Origin of the sequence: Gordonia alkanivorans NBRC 16433, assembly GCF_000225505.1 — a bacterium.
Classification (GTDB): domain Bacteria; phylum Actinomycetota; class Actinomycetes; order Mycobacteriales; family Mycobacteriaceae; genus Gordonia; species Gordonia alkanivorans.
This window is the reverse complement of record NZ_BACI01000120.1, coordinates 131,880-148,536: the sequence shown is the minus strand read 5'-3', so window position 1 is coordinate 148,536 and position 16,657 is coordinate 131,880. Positions and strand designations below refer to the sequence as shown.

Sequence of the window (16,657 nt, the reverse complement as noted above, 5' to 3'; positions counted from 1 at the left end):
GGTCCGTCGGCTGCGCCGACCCCGGGACTCGACGGACGTGCGATGATGGCTGAGTGGCCGGCGGTGACGACGCAGACGATCCCACACCGGAATTCCGCTCCGGGGATCCTTCGGCGGGCAGCGGTGACAGTGGTCGCATGCCCGGTGTCCCCTGGGACGCCGATCCCACCCATCGCGTCCGTCCCGGCACCGCGCTGATCGCGTCGACCGATCTCATCGAACCGACATTCGCGCGCACGGTCATCTATGTCATCGAGCACAACGAGGCAGGCAGTCTCGGCGTCGTCCTCAACCGCATGAGCCAGACAGCGGTGCACAACCTGCTGCCGCAGTGGACGGACATCGCGGCGTCGCCTCGCGCGCTCTACATCGGCGGCCCGGTCAAGCAGGACGCGGCACTGTGCCTCGGCGTGATGAAGCACGGCTACGACGTCGACGACCATCCCGCTCTTCGTCCCGTCGACGGCCGCGTAGTCCTCGTCGACCTCGACGCCGACCCGGAACCGCTGTCCGAGGTGCTCGAAGGTGTGCGCATCTTCGCCGGCTACAGCGGATGGGGAATCGGTCAGCTCGACGACGAGCTCGACCAGTTCAGCTGGATGCTCGCCTCGGCACTCCCCCGCGACCTGCTCGCCCCGCCCGGCGTCGACGTCTGGTTCGACATGCTGCGCCGGCAACCGTGGCCGATGCCGCTTCTCGCGACGCACCCGATCGACCTCAGCCTCAACTGACCACCGGTGACCCACATCACCACCGATGCTAAGTTGTGATCGCTTGATCAGGTATCGCCGCGACGACGCTCAGCCGTCGGCGCGGCGCATCACACGCGGGGGTGTGTATGGGCAGGTCGTCGAAGAGTGTTCGTCTGCTGGCGGGGGTGATCGCACTCGTCGCGGTGTTGGTCGCGCCGACCGCGGTTTCGGGTGCCGCACCGAGTGGTCCGACGGGAGGGTCGGCGGCAGCGCGTTGGGCCGCGAGCCACGACGGTCCGCAACCTCATGCCGGCGTGAACGTCAGCTGGGACGTGCCGATCCGGATGAGCGACGGCACCGTCCTGCGTGCGAACGTGTACCGGCCCGCCGACGCCCGTGAACGTCCGACGTCGACGAAGACGCCGGTCATCGTCAACATGACCCCGTACACCAAGCTGGTCAGCTCGATCGGTTCCGCGGTCACCCAGCATCCGGTGCTCGAACCGTTCCTCCTGCAGCTCGCCCGGTCGATCAATCTGTCGGGCACCCCGATCGACGGCATCAACGACATCGCGCACACCATCCGTGACGGCGGCGCCAAGACCTTCCTCGTCGACTTCGACCTCGTCCGCAGCGGTTACACGCAGGTCGTCGTCGACGTGCGTGGAACCGGCTTCTCCCAGGGCAAGTGGGATGTCTTCCAGGACCGCGAGCAGCGCGACACCGTCGAGGTCATCGACTGGGCGTCGAAGCAGCGGTGGTCCAACGGCAAGGTCGGTATGTCGGGGGTCTCCTACTCGGCGATCAACCAGATCCAGGCCGCCAACAAGAACCCGAAGGCGCTCAAGGCGATCTTCCCGGTCGAACCGGGCGGCGACCTCATCCGCGACATCGTCGCGCCCGGCGGCGCACTCGGCGTCGGCTTCCTGCCGCTCTGGCTGACGCTGGTCAACACCACCAAGATGATCCCGAACGTGGCGTCGATGCTGAACGGCACCTTCGACTGGAAGTGGCTGGCCGACCGGATCGCCGATCCGCTCACCTTCTATCCGCAACTCCTCGCCGGCCTCTTCACCCCCGACATCGCGTCGGTGCCGCCGGAGCTGAAGGAGTTGCTGGAGACCGACTCCGAGCCGCGCACGGCCTGGCTCGATCGCGCCGAGAACATCACCACGCCGACGTTCATCTACGGCGGTTGGTTCGACCTGTTCACCAACTCCGAAGTCCGCATGTACAACAAGATCCCGCTGCCCCCCGGCAAGAAGCAGCTGATCATGGGCGACGGTTACCACCTCACCATCGGTGGCGGCCAGCAGGGACGCGCCGGCTCGCCGCCGCGCCTGGACGTGCTGCAGAAGGCCTGGTTCGACAAGTGGCTCAAGGGAATCGACAACGGCATCGACTCCTACGGTCCGGTCAACCTCAAGCAGGTCGGCGACTCCTGGATCACCGCGCGGCAATTCCCGCGCGCCGGGATGGAACGCCAGCGCCTCTACCTGAGCGACCGTCGTAGCGGTACCGCCCCGTATGCGGTCCGCGACGGCAGCCTGACCCCGACGGCGCCGCAGTCGCGGGCGCGCATGACCGTCGCCCCCGGCCTCGCACCCGTGTGTTCGCGCGACGCCGCGCAGCAGATGGCCGGCGCGCTGGCGATCTTCCCGGGCTGCTCCGACGACGCCCGGATCTCCGAGCGCGCCGCACTGACGTTCACCACTCCCCCGCTGACGACGACCCGCAGCGTGTCCGGCTACTCGAACGTCCGGCTGAACACCGTGCTCGACGCCACGGACGGCTATTGGACGGCCACCCTCAACGACGTCGCACCCGATGGCACGTCGAAGGTCATCACCTCCGGCCAGGTGGTGGCGTCCCTGCGCGGATATGACCGTGCGACATCACAATTCGCACCCAATGGCGATGTCATCGACCCGTTCTACAACCTTACCCTGTCAACACGACAGCGGGTGGCGCCGGGACGACCGGTCAGCATCGACATCGGATTGTTGCCCACCGAGGCGATCGTGAAGCCCGGTCACCGACTGCGCGTCGACGTCTTCGCGATGAACTTCCCGCGCGGACTGCCGCTTCGGCCGCTGCTCAACGAGTCCGGACTGAGGCCGCAGCACATCCAGCTCGACCCGAACCGGCCGAGCTTCGTGAACCTGCCGGTCTCGACGCCTATCGGCTGACGCTTTGGCGTACTCGCAGAACGGGCCCGACGATGTTGATTCACTCCCACCGTCGTGATCGAAGCAGCTACTCCGAGCCGTCCGAGAACAGTGTGAGCGATTCACCCTTGGAGGTTTGCTTCCGTCTTGTCTTCTTCGCGGGGAATCTCGGTCCCGGTCCGTACTTCACGGCCTTGCCACGGGTCTGAGTGGATACCCGGGTTAGGACTTCACGCCCGACAAGATTCTTGAGAATGTCGCGCGCACCGTAAACGTCGATGTCGAATAGACGCTGAACTGTCGCGTTGTTTATTGAGTTGTATTCCCGGACATGGTCGATGATCTTCCGGTCGACTTCGCCGCTTGTACGAGAGTGATAGGCGACCGCAGGGCCAAGGCGAGCGAGTACATCGCCACGGAATCTGTAATTGGGATACTTGCGATTTCGCGTCCCTGCTGTGGGCTCGACAAGCTCGACCTCGGATTGGCTTGCGTGGCGAAGAGCAGACTCCGCATCTTCGACCGAACGTTGGATGATCGGCGCTATTTGCTGCGCGGTCACACTCTTCTTGGCGCACAATCGCATCAGTATCAACAGAGTGTCGGTGTCGTTCTTCAAGTCCTCGGGCAGCTCTGCAACCAGTCGAGCGACATGGATATTTGGTGGGGCACCCCTGAACAGCACCTCTACGCGGTCGGGGTAACTCTGGATTTCGGGCAGAGGCCGTCCGCTTCGCGCCATTTCGCGAAACATCCGATTTACTCCTTGGCCGAGGTATTCCCCCCAACCGAGGGTGTTGAAGGCCTTGGCGAGCGATGGGTATCTCGGTTTCGTTCCACGCGTGAGGATGTTGTCTGGAGTGACGCCAGCTACTAGCGGGCCAGGGGAATTGATGTTCAGCGTTGCCGGCGAGTGGCGTACTTGGACTGGCTGGTTTTCGCGTAGGTCGCGGTGGATCAGGGCGTTGGCGAGCGCTTCGCGGATGGCGATCGACGAGAAGTCCTCGATTGCGAGTTGCTGGCCCGAGCGAACGGTTATGGGTGTGACAGAGAGACGGGCTGAGATCACCTCAAGGACCTCGGCGAAGGTTGTCACCAGCGGCGTGCCCCATCGGCGACTGAAGTCGGCTTCGCCGCTGGGGGTGCGGCGGTGTTGATAAACGAGTAGCTCTTGTGGGCCACTTGACGACTTCTCGACAAGGAGGATCTCGCCTGCCCTTGTGAGGCATCCGTCGTCCGCTGCTAACCCGAGTCGACGCACGATTTCCGCTGGGCTAGAGCGTGACAAGTGAACCCTGGCGTCGTCGTCGGTCAGACGCAGGAGCTCACGGACTTTCTCTATTGCGGTTGTGTCGACTGCGTCGATCGGAGTGCCCGATGATTCTGCAGACCAGTCGTTTCCGCGCCGTTCGTCACTCAATCGCGCGACCGCGCCCGGATCCATAGGACGGCACTCAGACATCCAGCGCTGGCAGTACTCGCCTTGGGACGTTGAGTACACTTCGAGGCCCTCTGGCACTGTGATCTGCAGTAGCCGCGAACCCTCGTAGTGAACTTCTTCGATACTCACTGTCAGGTGGGGTTCGGTGCGGTCATAGATCGCGGATCGCAGTTTGTCGGCGTTGATTGACGTTCCGACGAATGCATCGGCCCCTCCCGGCTTGTCCTTGATCCCGAGTACAACTATTCCGCCGGTCGAGTTCGCGAAGCACACGCATGCTTCCGCAAGATCCACCGCGGTCTCTTTGAACCCACCCTGCTTCTCGGTCTTGAAGTCCAGGGTCGAAGACTCAACCGAGTCAGCAGAGGTACCTGAGCGAACTTTAGACAGAGCAGTATCGATACCGGACATGACTTTGATCCTACTTTGGGGCTAGTGACAAAGTGTCATTTGCCCCAAAGTTTCGTCAAAGTAGCGTGCCTGCGTCAGCTAGCCGGCCTCGATCGCTTCCGCCTCACGTCCGTACCGCGTCGCCAGCCATGAGCAGATGATGAGCTGGATCTGATGGAAGATCATCAGCGGTAGGACGATGAGGCCGACGGTCGAGCCGGCGAAGAGGACGGTGGCCATCGGCAGTCCGGTGGCGAGGCTCTTCTTGGTGCCGCAGAACTGGATGGCGATGGTGTCGGCGCGGTCGAAGCCGAGCTTCTTCGGCACCCAGCCGGTGATGACGAGCATGATCAGCACCAGTAGTAGCGAGATCACCGCGACGGCGATCACCTGTGCGGCGTCGACCGACGACCAGATGCCGTTGACGACGCCCTCGCTGAAGGCGACGTAGACCACGAGGACGATGGTGCTGCGGTCGGCGAGTTTGGTGATCTTGGCGTGTCGGGCGAAGAACGGCCCGACCCACGGCCGAGCCAGCTGACCGACCACGAACGGCACCAGGATCTGCGCGACGATCTTCAGGATCGACGTCGCGTCGATGCTCGCGTCGCCGGTGTTGTGCATCAGTGCGACCACCAGCAGCGGGGTGAGGAACACGCCCAGGATGTTCGACGCGGAGGCGCTGACGATCGCGCCGGCGATGTTGCCCTTCGCGATGGAGGTGAACGCGATCGACGACTGCACGGTCGAGGGCACCAGGCACAGGAACAGCAGTCCGGCGTAGAGGTCGGAGCCGATCAGCGGCTCGACGACCGGCTTCAGGGCCAGACCGATGATCGGGAACGCCACGAACGTGAACGCGAGGATCGTCACGTGCAGGCGCCAGTGCTTCAGACCCTCGAGGGCCTCTCGGGGGTGCAGCCGCGTGCCGTAGAGGAAGAACAGGGCGCCGATCGCGATGATCACGACCCAGTCGAGGACTTCCCCGGCGGCCCCGCGGACGGGGAGGAAAGCGGCGACGACGACCGCGGCGACGATCGCGAGGATGAATCCGTCGATCGGCGAGCGGTCGAGAAGGTTCTTGAGCGTGCGCATACGTCCGAGCTGCCGGCGGCAGGCCTGGTCAGGCCTGCGCGGTGTCGCTCGAGCAGACGCCGCGCAGCGAGCATGCACCGCAGCTGCTGGTGCCGCAGTCGGCGGCGGGCTCGGAGGTGCCCTGCTCCCCGGCCGGCTCGGCATGGCTGTGGCCGTCGTCGTGACCCGAGCAGCAGGAGCAACCCGCGTCCTCGGCCGGCACGGTGGCGGCGGCGCGGACCCCGATGGCGCTGACCAAGCCGATGATGACCAGCGCGGCGACCAGGGCGACCACACCGAACAGGATCGACCAGCCGCCGTCGACGGCGAGGGTGGCGACGGCGCCGAGGACGAGGATCACGCCGGCGCCGAGGGTGCCCGGTGCGGCCACGCGATTGGCGACGCGGAAGGCTTCGTCGGAGCGCATGGTCTCGTCGGTACGAACGCCGAAGCGGCGATTGCGCGGGAGTGAGCCGCGGAGCCCGCGGACCCCGACCGTGGCCCAGAGCCCGGCCAACGCGAAGAGCAGCACGGCAACGGCGACGGACAGGGCATTCACGACCCACAGCATACGACCGCGTCCACCGCGCAACCGAATCGAGGATGGTCGGTGAGCTGCACCTCATAGAGGCACGCGCCCGGTCGCGGGTGGCGGGCTGACCGGATTTCAGGCTGGTCGGGCCCAGGATTTACCCTGGTCGGGTGACTTCAGTCGACACCACCAGCACCAACGGCTCCGCCGGCACCACCGCTCATCGCTACACCGCGGAGGTTGCGGGCGAACTCGAGCAGCGCTGGCAGCAGACCTGGTCCGACGAGCATGCCTACGAGGCACCCAACCCCGTCGGACCGCTGGCCGGTGACCTGAGCGCGTTCGGCGGCGGCGGCGCCGACGCCCCCGACAAGCTGTTCGTCCAGGACATGTTCCCCTACCCCTCGGGCGCGGGTCTGCACGTCGGCCACCCGCTGGGCTTCATCGCCAGCGACGTCTTCGCGCGCTACCAGCGGATGACGGGCAAGAACGTTCTGCACACGATGGGCTTCGACTCCTTCGGTCTGCCCGCCGAGCAGTACGCCGTCCAGACGGGCACACACCCGCGGACCACGACCGAGCAGAACATCGAGCGCTACCTGGGTCAGATCCGACGCCTCGGCCTCGGCCACGACGAGCGTCGTCGTGTCGCGACCACAGACGTCGACTTCTACCGCTGGACGCAGTGGATCTTCCTGCAGATCTACAACGCCTGGTTCGACGCCGATCAGGGCAAGGCCCGACGCATCTCCGAGCTGGTCGACGAGTTCGTCGCCGGCACCCGCGAACTCACCGGCGAGCACGCAGGCAAGTCCTGGGCGGACCTCTCCCCGGCCGTGCGCACCGCGGTGATCGACGACCACCGTCTCGTGTACCTGAGTGACTCGCTGGTCAACTGGTGCCCCGGTCTGGGCACCGTGCTGGCCAACGAGGAGGTCACCGCCGACGGCCGCAGCGACCGCGGCAACTTCCCGGTCTTCCGGAAGCATCTGCGGCAGTGGATGATGCGGATCACCGCCTACTCCGACCGTCTCCTCGACGACCTGGACCTGCTGGACTGGCCGGAGAAGGTCAAGACCATGCAGCGCAACTGGATCGGCCGTTCGCGCGGCGCCCAGGTCCGGTTCAGTGCGCCCGGGGTCGGCGACATCGAGGTCTTCACCACCCGCCCCGACACCCTGTTCGGCGCCACCTACATGGTGCTGTCACCCGAGCACCCGCTGGTCGATGCGCTGACCGCCGACGCGTGGCCGGAGGGCACCGACGACCGCTGGACCGGCGGCGCTGGGAGCGGCGCGGATGATCCGGCGTCGGCGATCGCCGCCTACCGTGCGTCGATCGCGGCGAAGTCCGATCTCGAGCGCCAGGAGAACAAGGAGAAGACCGGTGTCTTCACCGGCTCCTTCGCGATCAATCCGGTGAACGGACACCAGGTTCCGGTCTTCATCGCCGACTACGTCCTCATGGGCTACGGCACCGGCGCCATCATGGCGGTCCCGGCGCACGACTCCCGCGACCACGAGTTCGCGACCGTCTTCGGCCTGCCGATCATCGAGGTCATCGGCTCCGACACCGATGTGCAGGCCGAGGCCTACGTCGGCGACGGTCCGCTGGTGAACTCCGACTTCCTGAACGGTCTGAACGTCGAGGACGCCAAGGCCGCCATCGTCGAGCGTCTCGAGGCCGACGGCGTCGGTACCGGCAAGATCCAGTACAAGCTGCGGGACTGGCTGTTCGCCCGTCAGCGGTACTGGGGCGAGCCGTTCCCCATCGTCTACGACGCCGACGGTCAGCCGCACGCCCTGCCGGAATCGATGCTGCCGGTGGAACTCCCGGAGGTCGAGGACTACGCGCCGGTCTCCTTCGACCCCGACGACGCCGACAGCGAGCCGTCGCCGCCGCTGGCCAAAGCCGCCGACTGGATGACCGTCGAACTCGATCTCGGTGACGGTCCGAAGACGTACACCCGCGACGCCAACGTCATGCCGCAGTGGGCGGGCAGCTCGTGGTACCAGCTGCGCTACATCGACCCCACCAATCAGGACACCCTGTGCGACAAGGACAACGAGGCCTACTGGATGGGGCCGCGTCCGGAGCTGCACGGTCCGAACGACCCGGGTGGCCTCGATCTCTACATCGGTGGTGTCGAGCACGCGGTGCTCCACCTGTTGTACTCGCGGTTCTGGCACAAGGTCCTGTTCGACCTCGGTTACGTCACCAGCCGCGAGCCGTACCGAAAGTTGTTCAACCAGGGCATGATCCAGGCGTACGCCTACACCGACTCGCGCGGCATCTACGTGCCGGCCGAGGAGGTCACCGAGGAGAACGGCACGTTCTTCTACAACGGTGAAGAGGTCAACCAGGAGTACGGCAAGATGGGCAAGTCACTGAAGAACTCGGTGACCCCCGACGACATCTGCCGCGACTACGGTGCCGACACCCTGCGCGTCTACGAGATGTTCATGGGCCCGCTCGACCAGTCCCGCCCCTGGGCGACCAAGGACGTCGTCGGCTCGCAGCGCTTCCTGCAGCGCATCTGGCGTCTCGTCGTCGACGAGGAGTCCGGCGCGTCGCGGGTCGCCGACGCCGAGTCCGACGACGACACCAAGCGGTTGCTGCACAAGACGATCGCCGGTGTCCGCGAGGACTACGACGCGCTGCGCAACAACACCGCCGTCGCCAAGCTGACCGTGCTGACCAACCACCTCACCAAGAACTTCGAGAAGACCGGTGCCCCACGGGATGCCGTCGAAGCTCTGGTGATCATGCTCGCGCCGCTGGCACCGCACATCGCCGAGGAACTGTGGCACCGCCTGGGCCACGACACCCTCGTCGTCCGTGCGCCGTTCCCGGTGGCCGACGAGGCCTGGCTGGTCGAGGACACCATCGAGATCCCGGTTCAGGTCAAGGGCAAGGTTCGCAGTCGCATCACGGTCGCCGCCGACGCCGGTGAGGAAACCCTGCGTACCACCGCCCTCGCCGACGAGAAGATCGCCGCTCTCCTCGACGGTGCCGAGCCGCGCAAGGTGATCGTGGTCCCGGGCCGCATGGTCAACATCGTCCCCTGACGCCTCTCGATCCAACGGTTACGCTCACGGCGTCACGATCGCGAACCCTGGGTCGGGGTTGTCGATCAGTCCGATGATGGTCCCGATCACCGACGTGTCGCCCTCGAGACCGACACCGTCGGCCGACGCGCCGGTGAGAAGTCCGAGCAGATCGCGTTTGGTGAGTGTCACGACGAGGTCGGCGGGATCCTGCCGCCGCGTCGGATGGTGGATCAGGACTCCGTTCGACAGTTCCATCCGGTAGGTCTCGTCGAGATCGGTGAAATGCCAACGGATCGAGGACGACAGGTCCCAGGCCCGTGGACCGTCGAGGCGGATGGCGAGACTGTCGAAGAGTTGTGTGACGGTGAGCGCTGAGGAAACCCCGGATGCGTTGATCGGGGCGGCATGGACCTGCCCACCGAGTTCGTCGGCTCCGACGAGGAAGTTGTTGCGCCAGGTGGCGCACTCGGCGCCGTAACCCAGCGTCGTGAAGACCTGCGCGAGCAACTCTTTCGCGCCGGCATGGCCCGGCTCGGCGAAGACCGCATGACCGGCGAGTTCTGCGGCGAATCGCAGATCCCCGTCGTCGGCGAACTGTGTCGCCTTGGCGACCGTCTCCTCGACGCCGCCGAGCGCCTGCACGTAACGTGCGGCGGCGGCTTCCGGTGGATGCTGCCACAGGTGCGCCGGATTGCCGTCGTACCAGCCGAGGTAGCGCTGATAGATGGCCTTGACGTTGTGGCTGACCGAGCCGTAGTACCCACGGGCGTGCCAGGCGGCATCGAGAGCCGGCGGCATCGGGAAGTCTTCGGCGATCTCGCTGCCGAGGTGGCCCTGATTGAGTCGCCGGAGCGTCTGATCGTGAAGGTATGCATACAGATCGCGCTGCTGGGTCAGATAGACGAGCAGCTCGTCGGTCCCCCAGGTCGGCCAATGGTGCGAAGCGAACGCGACATCGGAGTCGTAGGCGAACATCTCGATCGCCTCGCTGAGATACCGGGACCAGACACGGGCGTCGCGGACCTGTGCCCCACGGAGTGTCAGGAGGTTGTGGAGATTGTGAGTTGCGTTCTCTGCCAGACACAGTGCTCGGTGATCGGGGAACCAGAAGTTCATCTCCGACGGGGCTTCCGTTCCCGGCGTGACCTGGAAGACCATCCGGACATTGTCGAAGGTCTCCTCTTGTCCGGTGTGAGTGATGTCGAGCGTCGGCGCGATCAAACCCACTGTGCCGGTGGATGTACTGGGCCCGAGGCCAGCACCGAGGGTTCCGGTTGCACCGACGGGCAGGACGATCCCCGTGTGGTACATGCTGCGCCGTAGCATCGCGGTGCCGGCGTAGACGTTCTCGGAGACGGCATGCTGGAGAAAGTGTTCGGGCGCGACGATCGGCACCGTCGTGTCGGCGTCGACGACACCGAGAACGCCGCCGAAGTGATCGACGTGAGAGTGGGTGTAGATGACCGCGCTCACCGGACGGTCACCACGATGCTCGCGGTAGAGGGCGAGGCCGGCCGCTGCACATTCCGACGAGACCAGGGGGTCGATCACCACCACACCGGTGTCCCCTTCGACCATCGTCATGTTCGACAGGTCGTACCCACGGATCTGATAGATACCGGCGGTCACCTCGAACAACCCGTGCACTGACGTCAGCTGGGCCTGCCGCCACAGACTGGGGTTGACGGTGTCGGGGCAGTCGCCGACGGTCGCCTCCGCGAAACCCGCGGCGTCGTAGACCACTCGGCCGTCGCCGCCGTGAACGACGGCCGGGTCGAGTACCCCGATCAGACCGCGGGTGGCATTGTCGAAGTCGGTCTGGTCGGAGAAATCGGCAGACATCGGGACTCCTCCACCGGCAGGCCCGCGGGCTGCGCGGCTCAGATCGATGTTCGGTTCCCGACGCCATCACGTTCGAATCGCAATCACGAGTATCTCGCACCGGGTGCCCGGAACGTGGGGGTTCGTCAATGCCCGGCTGACGCCCGTCGCCGCCGAGCTCCCGTCTCACTTCGGCGGGAGCCTCCTGGCGTAGTCGGCACCGATGGTCACCCAGCGCGTCAGCTGCCGATCGGACGCGATCCCATCCTCGAAGACGCGCAGCCAGCCGAGTGTCTCGCGCGCCGACATGTGCATCGGCGCGGTGTGCGGGTATTCGAGCAGGGTGCTGGTCTCCTCGGGCGGCACGCGGACCATGATCCCGCCCTTGCCGCTCACGGTGACGGCCATGTTGCCGTTGATCAGGAAGGCCAGGCCGCCGAACATCGGGACCTCGTCCACGCCGACCTCCGCCGCGAGCAGCGCGCGGATGCGGAAGGCGAGTTCCTCGTCGTAAGCCACGTCTCCAGGCTATTCGGCGGGTGTGACGGGGAAAGACTTGGCAACCAACTTACCGAGCAGTAAGGTCATGCCATGGCGATCAACCTGGAGCTCCCGAAGAAGTTCGATTCGACGGTCGAGCGCACCCATCTGGCTGCCGAGCACATCTTCCGGCCGATCTCACGCAAGTACGACAAGGCCGAGCACGAATACCCCACGGAACTCGACGACCTGGCGAAGCTCGCCAAGCAGGGACGCGGGTCGGAGAAGGCGGCCGACTCGTCGAGCAGCGACGACGGACCGTCGGTCAACGGCGCCAACATGCGCGGCCTGATCTCCGCACTCGAGATGAGCTGGGGCGACGTGGGCCTGCTGCTCTCGATCCCGGGCCAGGGACTCGGCAACGCCGCCATCGCGGCCGTCGCCAACCCCGAACAGCTCGAGAAGTTCTCCGACGTCTGGGCGGCGATGGCCATCACCGAGCCCAGTTTCGGGTCGGACTCCGCGGCGGTGTCGACGACGGCAACCCGCGACGGCGACGACTACCTCATCAACGGCGAGAAGATCTTCGTGACCGCCGGTTCGCGTGCTGATCACGTCGTCGTGTGGGCGACCATCGACAAGAGTGTGGGCCGCGCGGCCATCAAGAGTTTCGTCGTCCCGATGACCACCGAGGGCGTGACGGTCGCCCGCCTCGAGCACAAGCTCGGCATCAAGGCCTCCGACACGGCCGTGATCCGTTTCGAGAACGCCCGCGTCCCCGCCGAGAATCTGCTCGGTTCGCCGGAGATCGACACCAAGAAGGCCTTCGGCGGGGTCATGCAGACCTTCGACAACACCCGTCCCGTCGTCGCGGCCATGGCGATCGGCCTGGGCCGCGCCGCCCTCGAGGAGCTCCGCCGGATGCTCGACGAGGCCGGCCACGAGATCGACTACGACCGGCCGGCAGCCGCCCAGCATGCGACCGTCGCCGAATTCATCCGCCTCGAATCGGAGTGGGAGGCCTCGTGGCTGCACACGCTGCGGGCCGCCTGGATGGCCGACAACGCCCAGCCGAACTCCACCGAGGCCTCGATGTCGAAGGCCAAGGCGGGGCGCACGGTCACCGAGATCACCAACAAGGCCGTGGAAATCGGTGCGACAGCAGGCTTCTCGGAGACCTCCCTCCTCGAGAAGTGGGCACGTGACTCGAAGATCCTCGACATCTTCGAGGGCACTCAGCAGATCCAGCAGCTGATCATCGCCCGCCGCGTTCTGGGAAAGTCCAGCACCGACCTGAAGTGAGGTGTTGGGCAGTCCTACGACGCTCGGGTTCCCAAAGCGGCACGGACGAGAACAACTGCGTGTGACGATGGAGGCTGGGCCGGCATTCGGTCCGGACGACTCCCGTCGGAAGGTCCTGACATGACCGCACCTGCAGGCATTCGCATCGATCCCTCGTTGGAGGACCTCTACAAAGACCTTCACCGACACCCGGAGCTCGGCTTTCAGGAGCACCGCACCGCCGGTCTGGTGGGCGATCGGCTCCGAGCGTCGGGGTTCGACGTGACCACCGGTGTCGGCAGGACCGGTGTGGTCGGTGTCCTGCGTAATGGTGACGGTCCGACGATCGCGATGCGCGCGGACATGGATGCCCTACCCGTCCGCGAGGACACCGGGCTCGACTACGCCAGCACCGTCACGGCCACCGACGACACGGGTAAGACGGTTCCGGTCGCACACGCCTGCGGCCACGATCTGCACACGACATGCCTGCTGGGCGCGGCGGACATCCTCGCCTCCGCTACGTCGGAATGGTCGGGCACGGTTGTCCTGGTGTTCCAGCCCGCCGAGGAGCTGGGTGCCGGCGCGCAGGCGATGGTCGACGACGGCTTGTGGGACCGTTTTCCCAAGCCCGACGTCGTGCTCGGTCAGCATGTCTCACCGCTGCCGGCCGGCAAGATCGCCGGACACCCGGGAGCTTCGTACGCCGGGTCGGATTCACTGCGGGTGAAGCTGGTGGGCCGGGGTGCACACGGCTCGATGCCCGAGGCCTCGGTGGATCCCATCGTGCTGGCCGCGGCCACGGTGCTGAGGCTGCAGACCATCATCTCGCGGGAGATCCCGAGTACCGCAACCGCGGTGCTCACCGTCGGATCGATCCACGCGGGTGACGCCGCGAATGTGATTCCGGGTGAGGCCGAGATCCAGCTGAACATCCGCAGCTACAACGAGACCGTTCGCGGCAAGATTCTCGACAGCGTCGAGCGCATCGTGCGTGGCGAGGCGGCGGCGTCGGGCGCGCCGGACGAGCCGACGATCACCGAGATCGAACGCTTTCCCGTGGTCACCAACGACCCGGACGCGCTGCGCACGACCCTGGATGCCTTCACGGACTGGTTGGGTGCGTCCAACATCCTCGACCCGGGGGCAGGTGCGGGAAGTGAGGACGTAGGCATCCTGGCCACGAGTTGTGGTGCACCTCTTTCGTACTGGCTGCTGGGCGGAGCCGATCCTTCTCTGTTCACCACCGGCGACCTGACGGACCCGGCGCTGCTGAAAGTGCCGTCGAACCACTCTCCGCATTACGCTCCGGTGATCGATCCGACGCTGGGTACTGGAGTACGGGCGCTGGTCGTCGCGGCTCGTACCTGGTTGGGCCGCTAGCCGTCTCGGTGACGAGAGGCTGAGGCAACCGGCCCGCTCGGCTCAGCGCAACAACCGTTCCCGTAGCCGTGCCTCGCGTTCCAGGCGTTCGGTATCCCGACGTCGACGTTCGGCCATGATCGCGCACAGCACGTCTTCGAACGGTGCATCCCGCGGCGGAGCAGGTGCCACGAACGGAGCGACGGCGAAGACCAGTCGGCGCGCGGCGACCGCGCGGGGCTCGGGTTTCATGCCATGTCGACCGTTGAGGAACTGGCGGATGACGACGGCGAGCTCGTCGGGAATGGCCGCGATATCCGCAGACACCGCCCACGTGGCGAGTCCGGCGGGCATCTCGATGGGATGCTGCTCCTCGATGCGGTGGCGGTCGCGGATCACATAGGTCCCGGCGAGGAGATCACCGAGACGCTTGTTCTTTCGAGAGATGGCCGCGCTGATGACCGCGGGTAGACCCAGGCAGGCGTACATCTCGACGAACCCGACGAGCGCTCGGGTCAGCGACTGCCGAAAACCGGTGGGCCCGGCGTCGTCTCGCACGGTGCGTAGCCCGACCACCAGATGGCCGACGGTCTTGCCGCGGGTGAGTGTCTCGGTGACGGTCGGTAGGGCGATCACGCTGACGATGGGCAGCAACGTGCTGACGGTGCCCCGCCACGCGTCGTTCAGGTCACCGGTCACCGTGTAGGACAGCCACCAGAGGAACAGCCACAGAGCGATCCCCAGCGCGACGTCGAGCATCCCCGAGAGAATCCGGTAGCCGAGACCGCCCGGCGGTAGTGCGAGCGCGACCGCCTCACCGGAGACGAGGTCGTTGCGGCCGACGCCGACGGTGGCCGACACACCGCCACCCCAGACGGTCGGCGGCGGCCCGACCGGGACCGGCGCACCCGCCATCACCGGAGGTCGTGGTGGCAACGATCCGGGCGGCACCGCCTCACCATACGACGCCTACTGCGGTCCGCGCGGTGTGAGCACACGCCACGACGCCCGTCGAATGACACGCTCTGCACCGGGTCGGATGCCGGTTACGCTGGCGGAGTGGATCTCGACGCCTATGTGTCCGCGCATCGCGCGACGTGGGAACGACTCGACACGCTGTCGCGCCGACGTCGGCTGACCGGAGCCGAGGCCGACGAGATCATCGACACCTATCAGCGCGTGGCCACCCACCTTTCGGTGATCCGCTCCTCGGCCCCCGACGCCTCGCTCGTCGCGTATCTGTCGGCGTTGTTGGCGCGGGCCCGCGGTCGGGCGTCGGGCACTCGGGTGAGTACCTGGTCGACGTTCATCGACTTCTTCGCCATCTCCTTCCCCGCCGCGCTGTACCGGATGCGGTGGTGGTGGCTGACCGTGATGGGTGTCTGCCTGCTCGCCGCCGCCGTCATGACCTGGTGGGTTCTGGAGCACCCGCGCATCGAGAGTTCCTTCGCCTCTCCGCAGGAGATCGAGCGTCTCGTCACCAACGACTTCGAGAGCTACTACAGCGAATACGAGGCGACCTCGTTCGCGGCGCGTGTGTGGACCAACAACTTCTGGCTCGCCGCGATGTGCATCGTCGTCGGCATCTTCGGCCTGCCGGTGATCTGGATGCTCTACACCAACATCCTGAACCTGGTGGTGATCGCGTCGATCATGATCCGGCACGGCCGCGGCGACCTGTTCTTCGGGCTACTCCTCCCACACGGCATGCTCGAGCTCACCTGCCTGTTCGTCGCCGCGGGGGTCGGCCTGCGGATCTTCTGGTCGTGGGTGTCACCCGGGAACCGAACGCGCGCAGCCGCTCTCGGTGAGGAGGGGCGCGCCGCGATCGGCGTGGCCCTGGGACTCGTCGTCGTGTTGCTGATCTGCGGCGTCATCGAGGCCTTCGTGACCCCCTCTCCCCTTCCGACCTGGGCGCGTGTCGGGATCGGTGTGACCGCCTGGCTGCTGTTCATGGCCTATGTCTTCGTCGCGGGACGTCGTGCGCACGAGTCCGGTGAAACCGGCGACCTCGCCGAGCTGGATCGAGGCCTCACCGCGCCCACCGTGTAGGAATGGACGGAGTGCATCCACCCGAGAGGAACACCCGAATGGCCAAGAACGACAAGTCCCTGGACGCGGTTTCGCTGATCGGCGGAGGTCTCGCCGCGGTCGGTCTGACGCACTTCGTCAAGCCGGAGCTGTTCGCCCCGATCACCGCGCCGGTGTTCCCCGAGGACACCACCACCTGGACCTATCGGAACGGGGCGTGCGAGACCGCGATCGGCGTCGCGCTGGTGTCTCCCCGTACCCGCCGGCTCGGCCTGGCCGGACTCGCCGGCTACCTGGGCTTCCTCGGCTACCGCGCGGTGCAGGCCAAGAGCTGA

Annotated in this window: 13 protein-coding genes; 7 read left to right on the top strand and 6 right to left on the bottom strand. The window is 66.1% G+C overall.

Annotation, left to right across the window (positions count from 1 at the left end; genetic code table 11):
* Nucleotides 1-137 precede the first annotated feature (137 nt).
* Together GOALK_RS22420 and GOALK_RS22415 are read left to right on the top strand one after the other, a co-directional pair.
* Nucleotides 138-731, top strand: coding sequence for a YqgE/AlgH family protein (locus GOALK_RS22420; RefSeq protein WP_081474381.1), 594 nt, complete (start codon nt 138-140; stop codon nt 729-731).
* A 107-nt stretch (nt 732-838) separates the two neighbouring features.
* Nucleotides 839-2,881 carry a CocE/NonD family hydrolase gene (locus tag GOALK_RS22415; protein WP_006361139.1) on the top strand — a complete coding sequence of 681 codons (2,043 nt, stop codon included), beginning with the start codon at nt 839-841 and terminating at the stop codon, nt 2,879-2,881.
* Between the two features lie 67 nt (nt 2,882-2,948).
* Here GOALK_RS22415 and GOALK_RS22410 read toward each other — a convergent pair whose 3' ends face one another.
* The 3 genes from GOALK_RS22410 to GOALK_RS22400 form a co-directional block, all read right to left on the bottom strand.
* Nucleotides 2,949-4,712: an RNA/DNA-binding domain-containing protein gene (locus GOALK_RS22410; RefSeq protein ID WP_006361138.1), complete on the bottom strand. Its 1,764-nt coding sequence runs from the start codon at nt 4,710-4,712 to the stop codon at nt 2,949-2,951.
* A gap of 78 nt (nt 4,713-4,790) precedes the next feature.
* The gene (locus tag GOALK_RS22405; RefSeq protein ID WP_006361137.1) at nt 4,791-5,786 is read right to left on the bottom strand and encodes a bile acid:sodium symporter family protein; all 996 of its coding nucleotides are present in this window, start codon (nt 5,784-5,786) and stop codon (nt 4,791-4,793) included.
* A 28-nt stretch (nt 5,787-5,814) separates the two neighbouring features.
* The gene (locus GOALK_RS22400; protein ID WP_006361136.1) at nt 5,815-6,336 is read right to left on the bottom strand and encodes an SdpI family protein; all 522 of its coding nucleotides are present in this window, start codon (nt 6,334-6,336) and stop codon (nt 5,815-5,817) included.
* 131 nt (nt 6,337-6,467) lie between these two features.
* Between GOALK_RS22400 and leuS the strand changes: the two genes are divergently transcribed.
* The gene (gene leuS / locus GOALK_RS22395) at nt 6,468-9,365 is read left to right on the top strand and encodes a leucine--tRNA ligase (RefSeq protein WP_006361135.1); all 2,898 of its coding nucleotides are present in this window, start codon (nt 6,468-6,470) and stop codon (nt 9,363-9,365) included.
* A gap of 24 nt (nt 9,366-9,389) precedes the next feature.
* Here leuS and GOALK_RS22390 read toward each other — a convergent pair whose 3' ends face one another.
* Both GOALK_RS22390 and GOALK_RS22385 read right to left on the bottom strand, forming a co-directional pair.
* Nucleotides 9,390-11,189, bottom strand: a complete 1,800-nt coding sequence (locus GOALK_RS22390; protein ID WP_006361134.1) for an alkyl/aryl-sulfatase — start codon at nt 11,187-11,189, stop codon at nt 9,390-9,392.
* A 165-nt stretch (nt 11,190-11,354) separates the two neighbouring features.
* Nucleotides 11,355-11,687 carry a TfoX/Sxy family protein gene (locus GOALK_RS22385; protein WP_006361133.1) on the bottom strand — a complete coding sequence of 111 codons (333 nt, stop codon included), beginning with the start codon at nt 11,685-11,687 and terminating at the stop codon, nt 11,355-11,357.
* Nucleotides 11,688-11,759: 72 nt separating this feature from the next.
* Here GOALK_RS22385 and GOALK_RS22380 point away from each other — a divergent pair, with 72 nt between their 5' ends.
* On the top strand, nt 11,760-12,950 hold the full coding sequence (locus tag GOALK_RS22380) for an acyl-CoA dehydrogenase family protein (protein WP_006361132.1): 1,191 nt from the start codon (nt 11,760-11,762) through the stop codon (nt 12,948-12,950).
* 120 nt (nt 12,951-13,070) lie between these two features.
* Nucleotides 13,071-14,312, top strand: a complete 1,242-nt coding sequence (locus GOALK_RS22375; RefSeq protein WP_006361131.1) for an amidohydrolase — start codon at nt 13,071-13,073, stop codon at nt 14,310-14,312.
* Between the two features lie 42 nt (nt 14,313-14,354).
* Here the strand turns inward: GOALK_RS22375 and GOALK_RS22370 are convergent, their stop codons facing one another.
* The gene (locus tag GOALK_RS22370; protein ID WP_006361130.1) at nt 14,355-15,206 is read right to left on the bottom strand and encodes an RDD family protein; all 852 of its coding nucleotides are present in this window, start codon (nt 15,204-15,206) and stop codon (nt 14,355-14,357) included.
* Nucleotides 15,207-15,350: 144 nt separating this feature from the next.
* Between GOALK_RS22370 and GOALK_RS22365 the strand changes: the two genes are divergently transcribed.
* The gene (locus tag GOALK_RS22365) at nt 15,351-16,343 is read left to right on the top strand and encodes a stage II sporulation protein M (protein ID WP_006361129.1); all 993 of its coding nucleotides are present in this window, start codon (nt 15,351-15,353) and stop codon (nt 16,341-16,343) included.
* Between the two features lie 38 nt (nt 16,344-16,381).
* Nucleotides 16,382-16,657: a DoxX-related protein gene (locus tag GOALK_RS22360; RefSeq protein ID WP_006361128.1), complete on the top strand. Its 276-nt coding sequence runs from the start codon at nt 16,382-16,384 to the stop codon at nt 16,655-16,657.

What these genes read in the sequence shown, in the direction of transcription:
- GOALK_RS22360 (WP_006361128.1), top strand. Translation starts at nt 16,382, where the DNA reads ATGGCCAAGAACGACAAGTCCCTGGACGCGGTTTCGCTGATCGGCGGA.
- GOALK_RS22390 (WP_006361134.1), bottom strand. Translation starts at nt 11,189, where the DNA reads ATGTCTGCCGATTTCTCCGACCAGACCGACTTCGACAATGCCACCCGC.
- GOALK_RS22375 (WP_006361131.1), top strand. Translation starts at nt 13,071, where the DNA reads ATGACCGCACCTGCAGGCATTCGCATCGATCCCTCGTTGGAGGACCTC.
- GOALK_RS22410 (WP_006361138.1), bottom strand. Translation starts at nt 4,712, where the DNA reads ATGTCCGGTATCGATACTGCTCTGTCTAAAGTTCGCTCAGGTACCTCT.
- GOALK_RS22420 (WP_081474381.1), top strand. Translation starts at nt 138, where the DNA reads ATGCCCGGTGTCCCCTGGGACGCCGATCCCACCCATCGCGTCCGTCCC.
- GOALK_RS22405 (WP_006361137.1), bottom strand. Translation starts at nt 5,786, where the DNA reads ATGCGCACGCTCAAGAACCTTCTCGACCGCTCGCCGATCGACGGATTC.
- GOALK_RS22415 (WP_006361139.1), top strand. Translation starts at nt 839, where the DNA reads ATGGGCAGGTCGTCGAAGAGTGTTCGTCTGCTGGCGGGGGTGATCGCA.
- GOALK_RS22370 (WP_006361130.1), bottom strand. Translation starts at nt 15,206, where the DNA reads ATGGCGGGTGCGCCGGTCCCGGTCGGGCCGCCGCCGACCGTCTGGGGT.
- GOALK_RS22380 (WP_006361132.1), top strand. Translation starts at nt 11,760, where the DNA reads ATGGCGATCAACCTGGAGCTCCCGAAGAAGTTCGATTCGACGGTCGAG.
- GOALK_RS22400 (WP_006361136.1), bottom strand. Translation starts at nt 6,336, where the DNA reads ATGCTGTGGGTCGTGAATGCCCTGTCCGTCGCCGTTGCCGTGCTGCTC.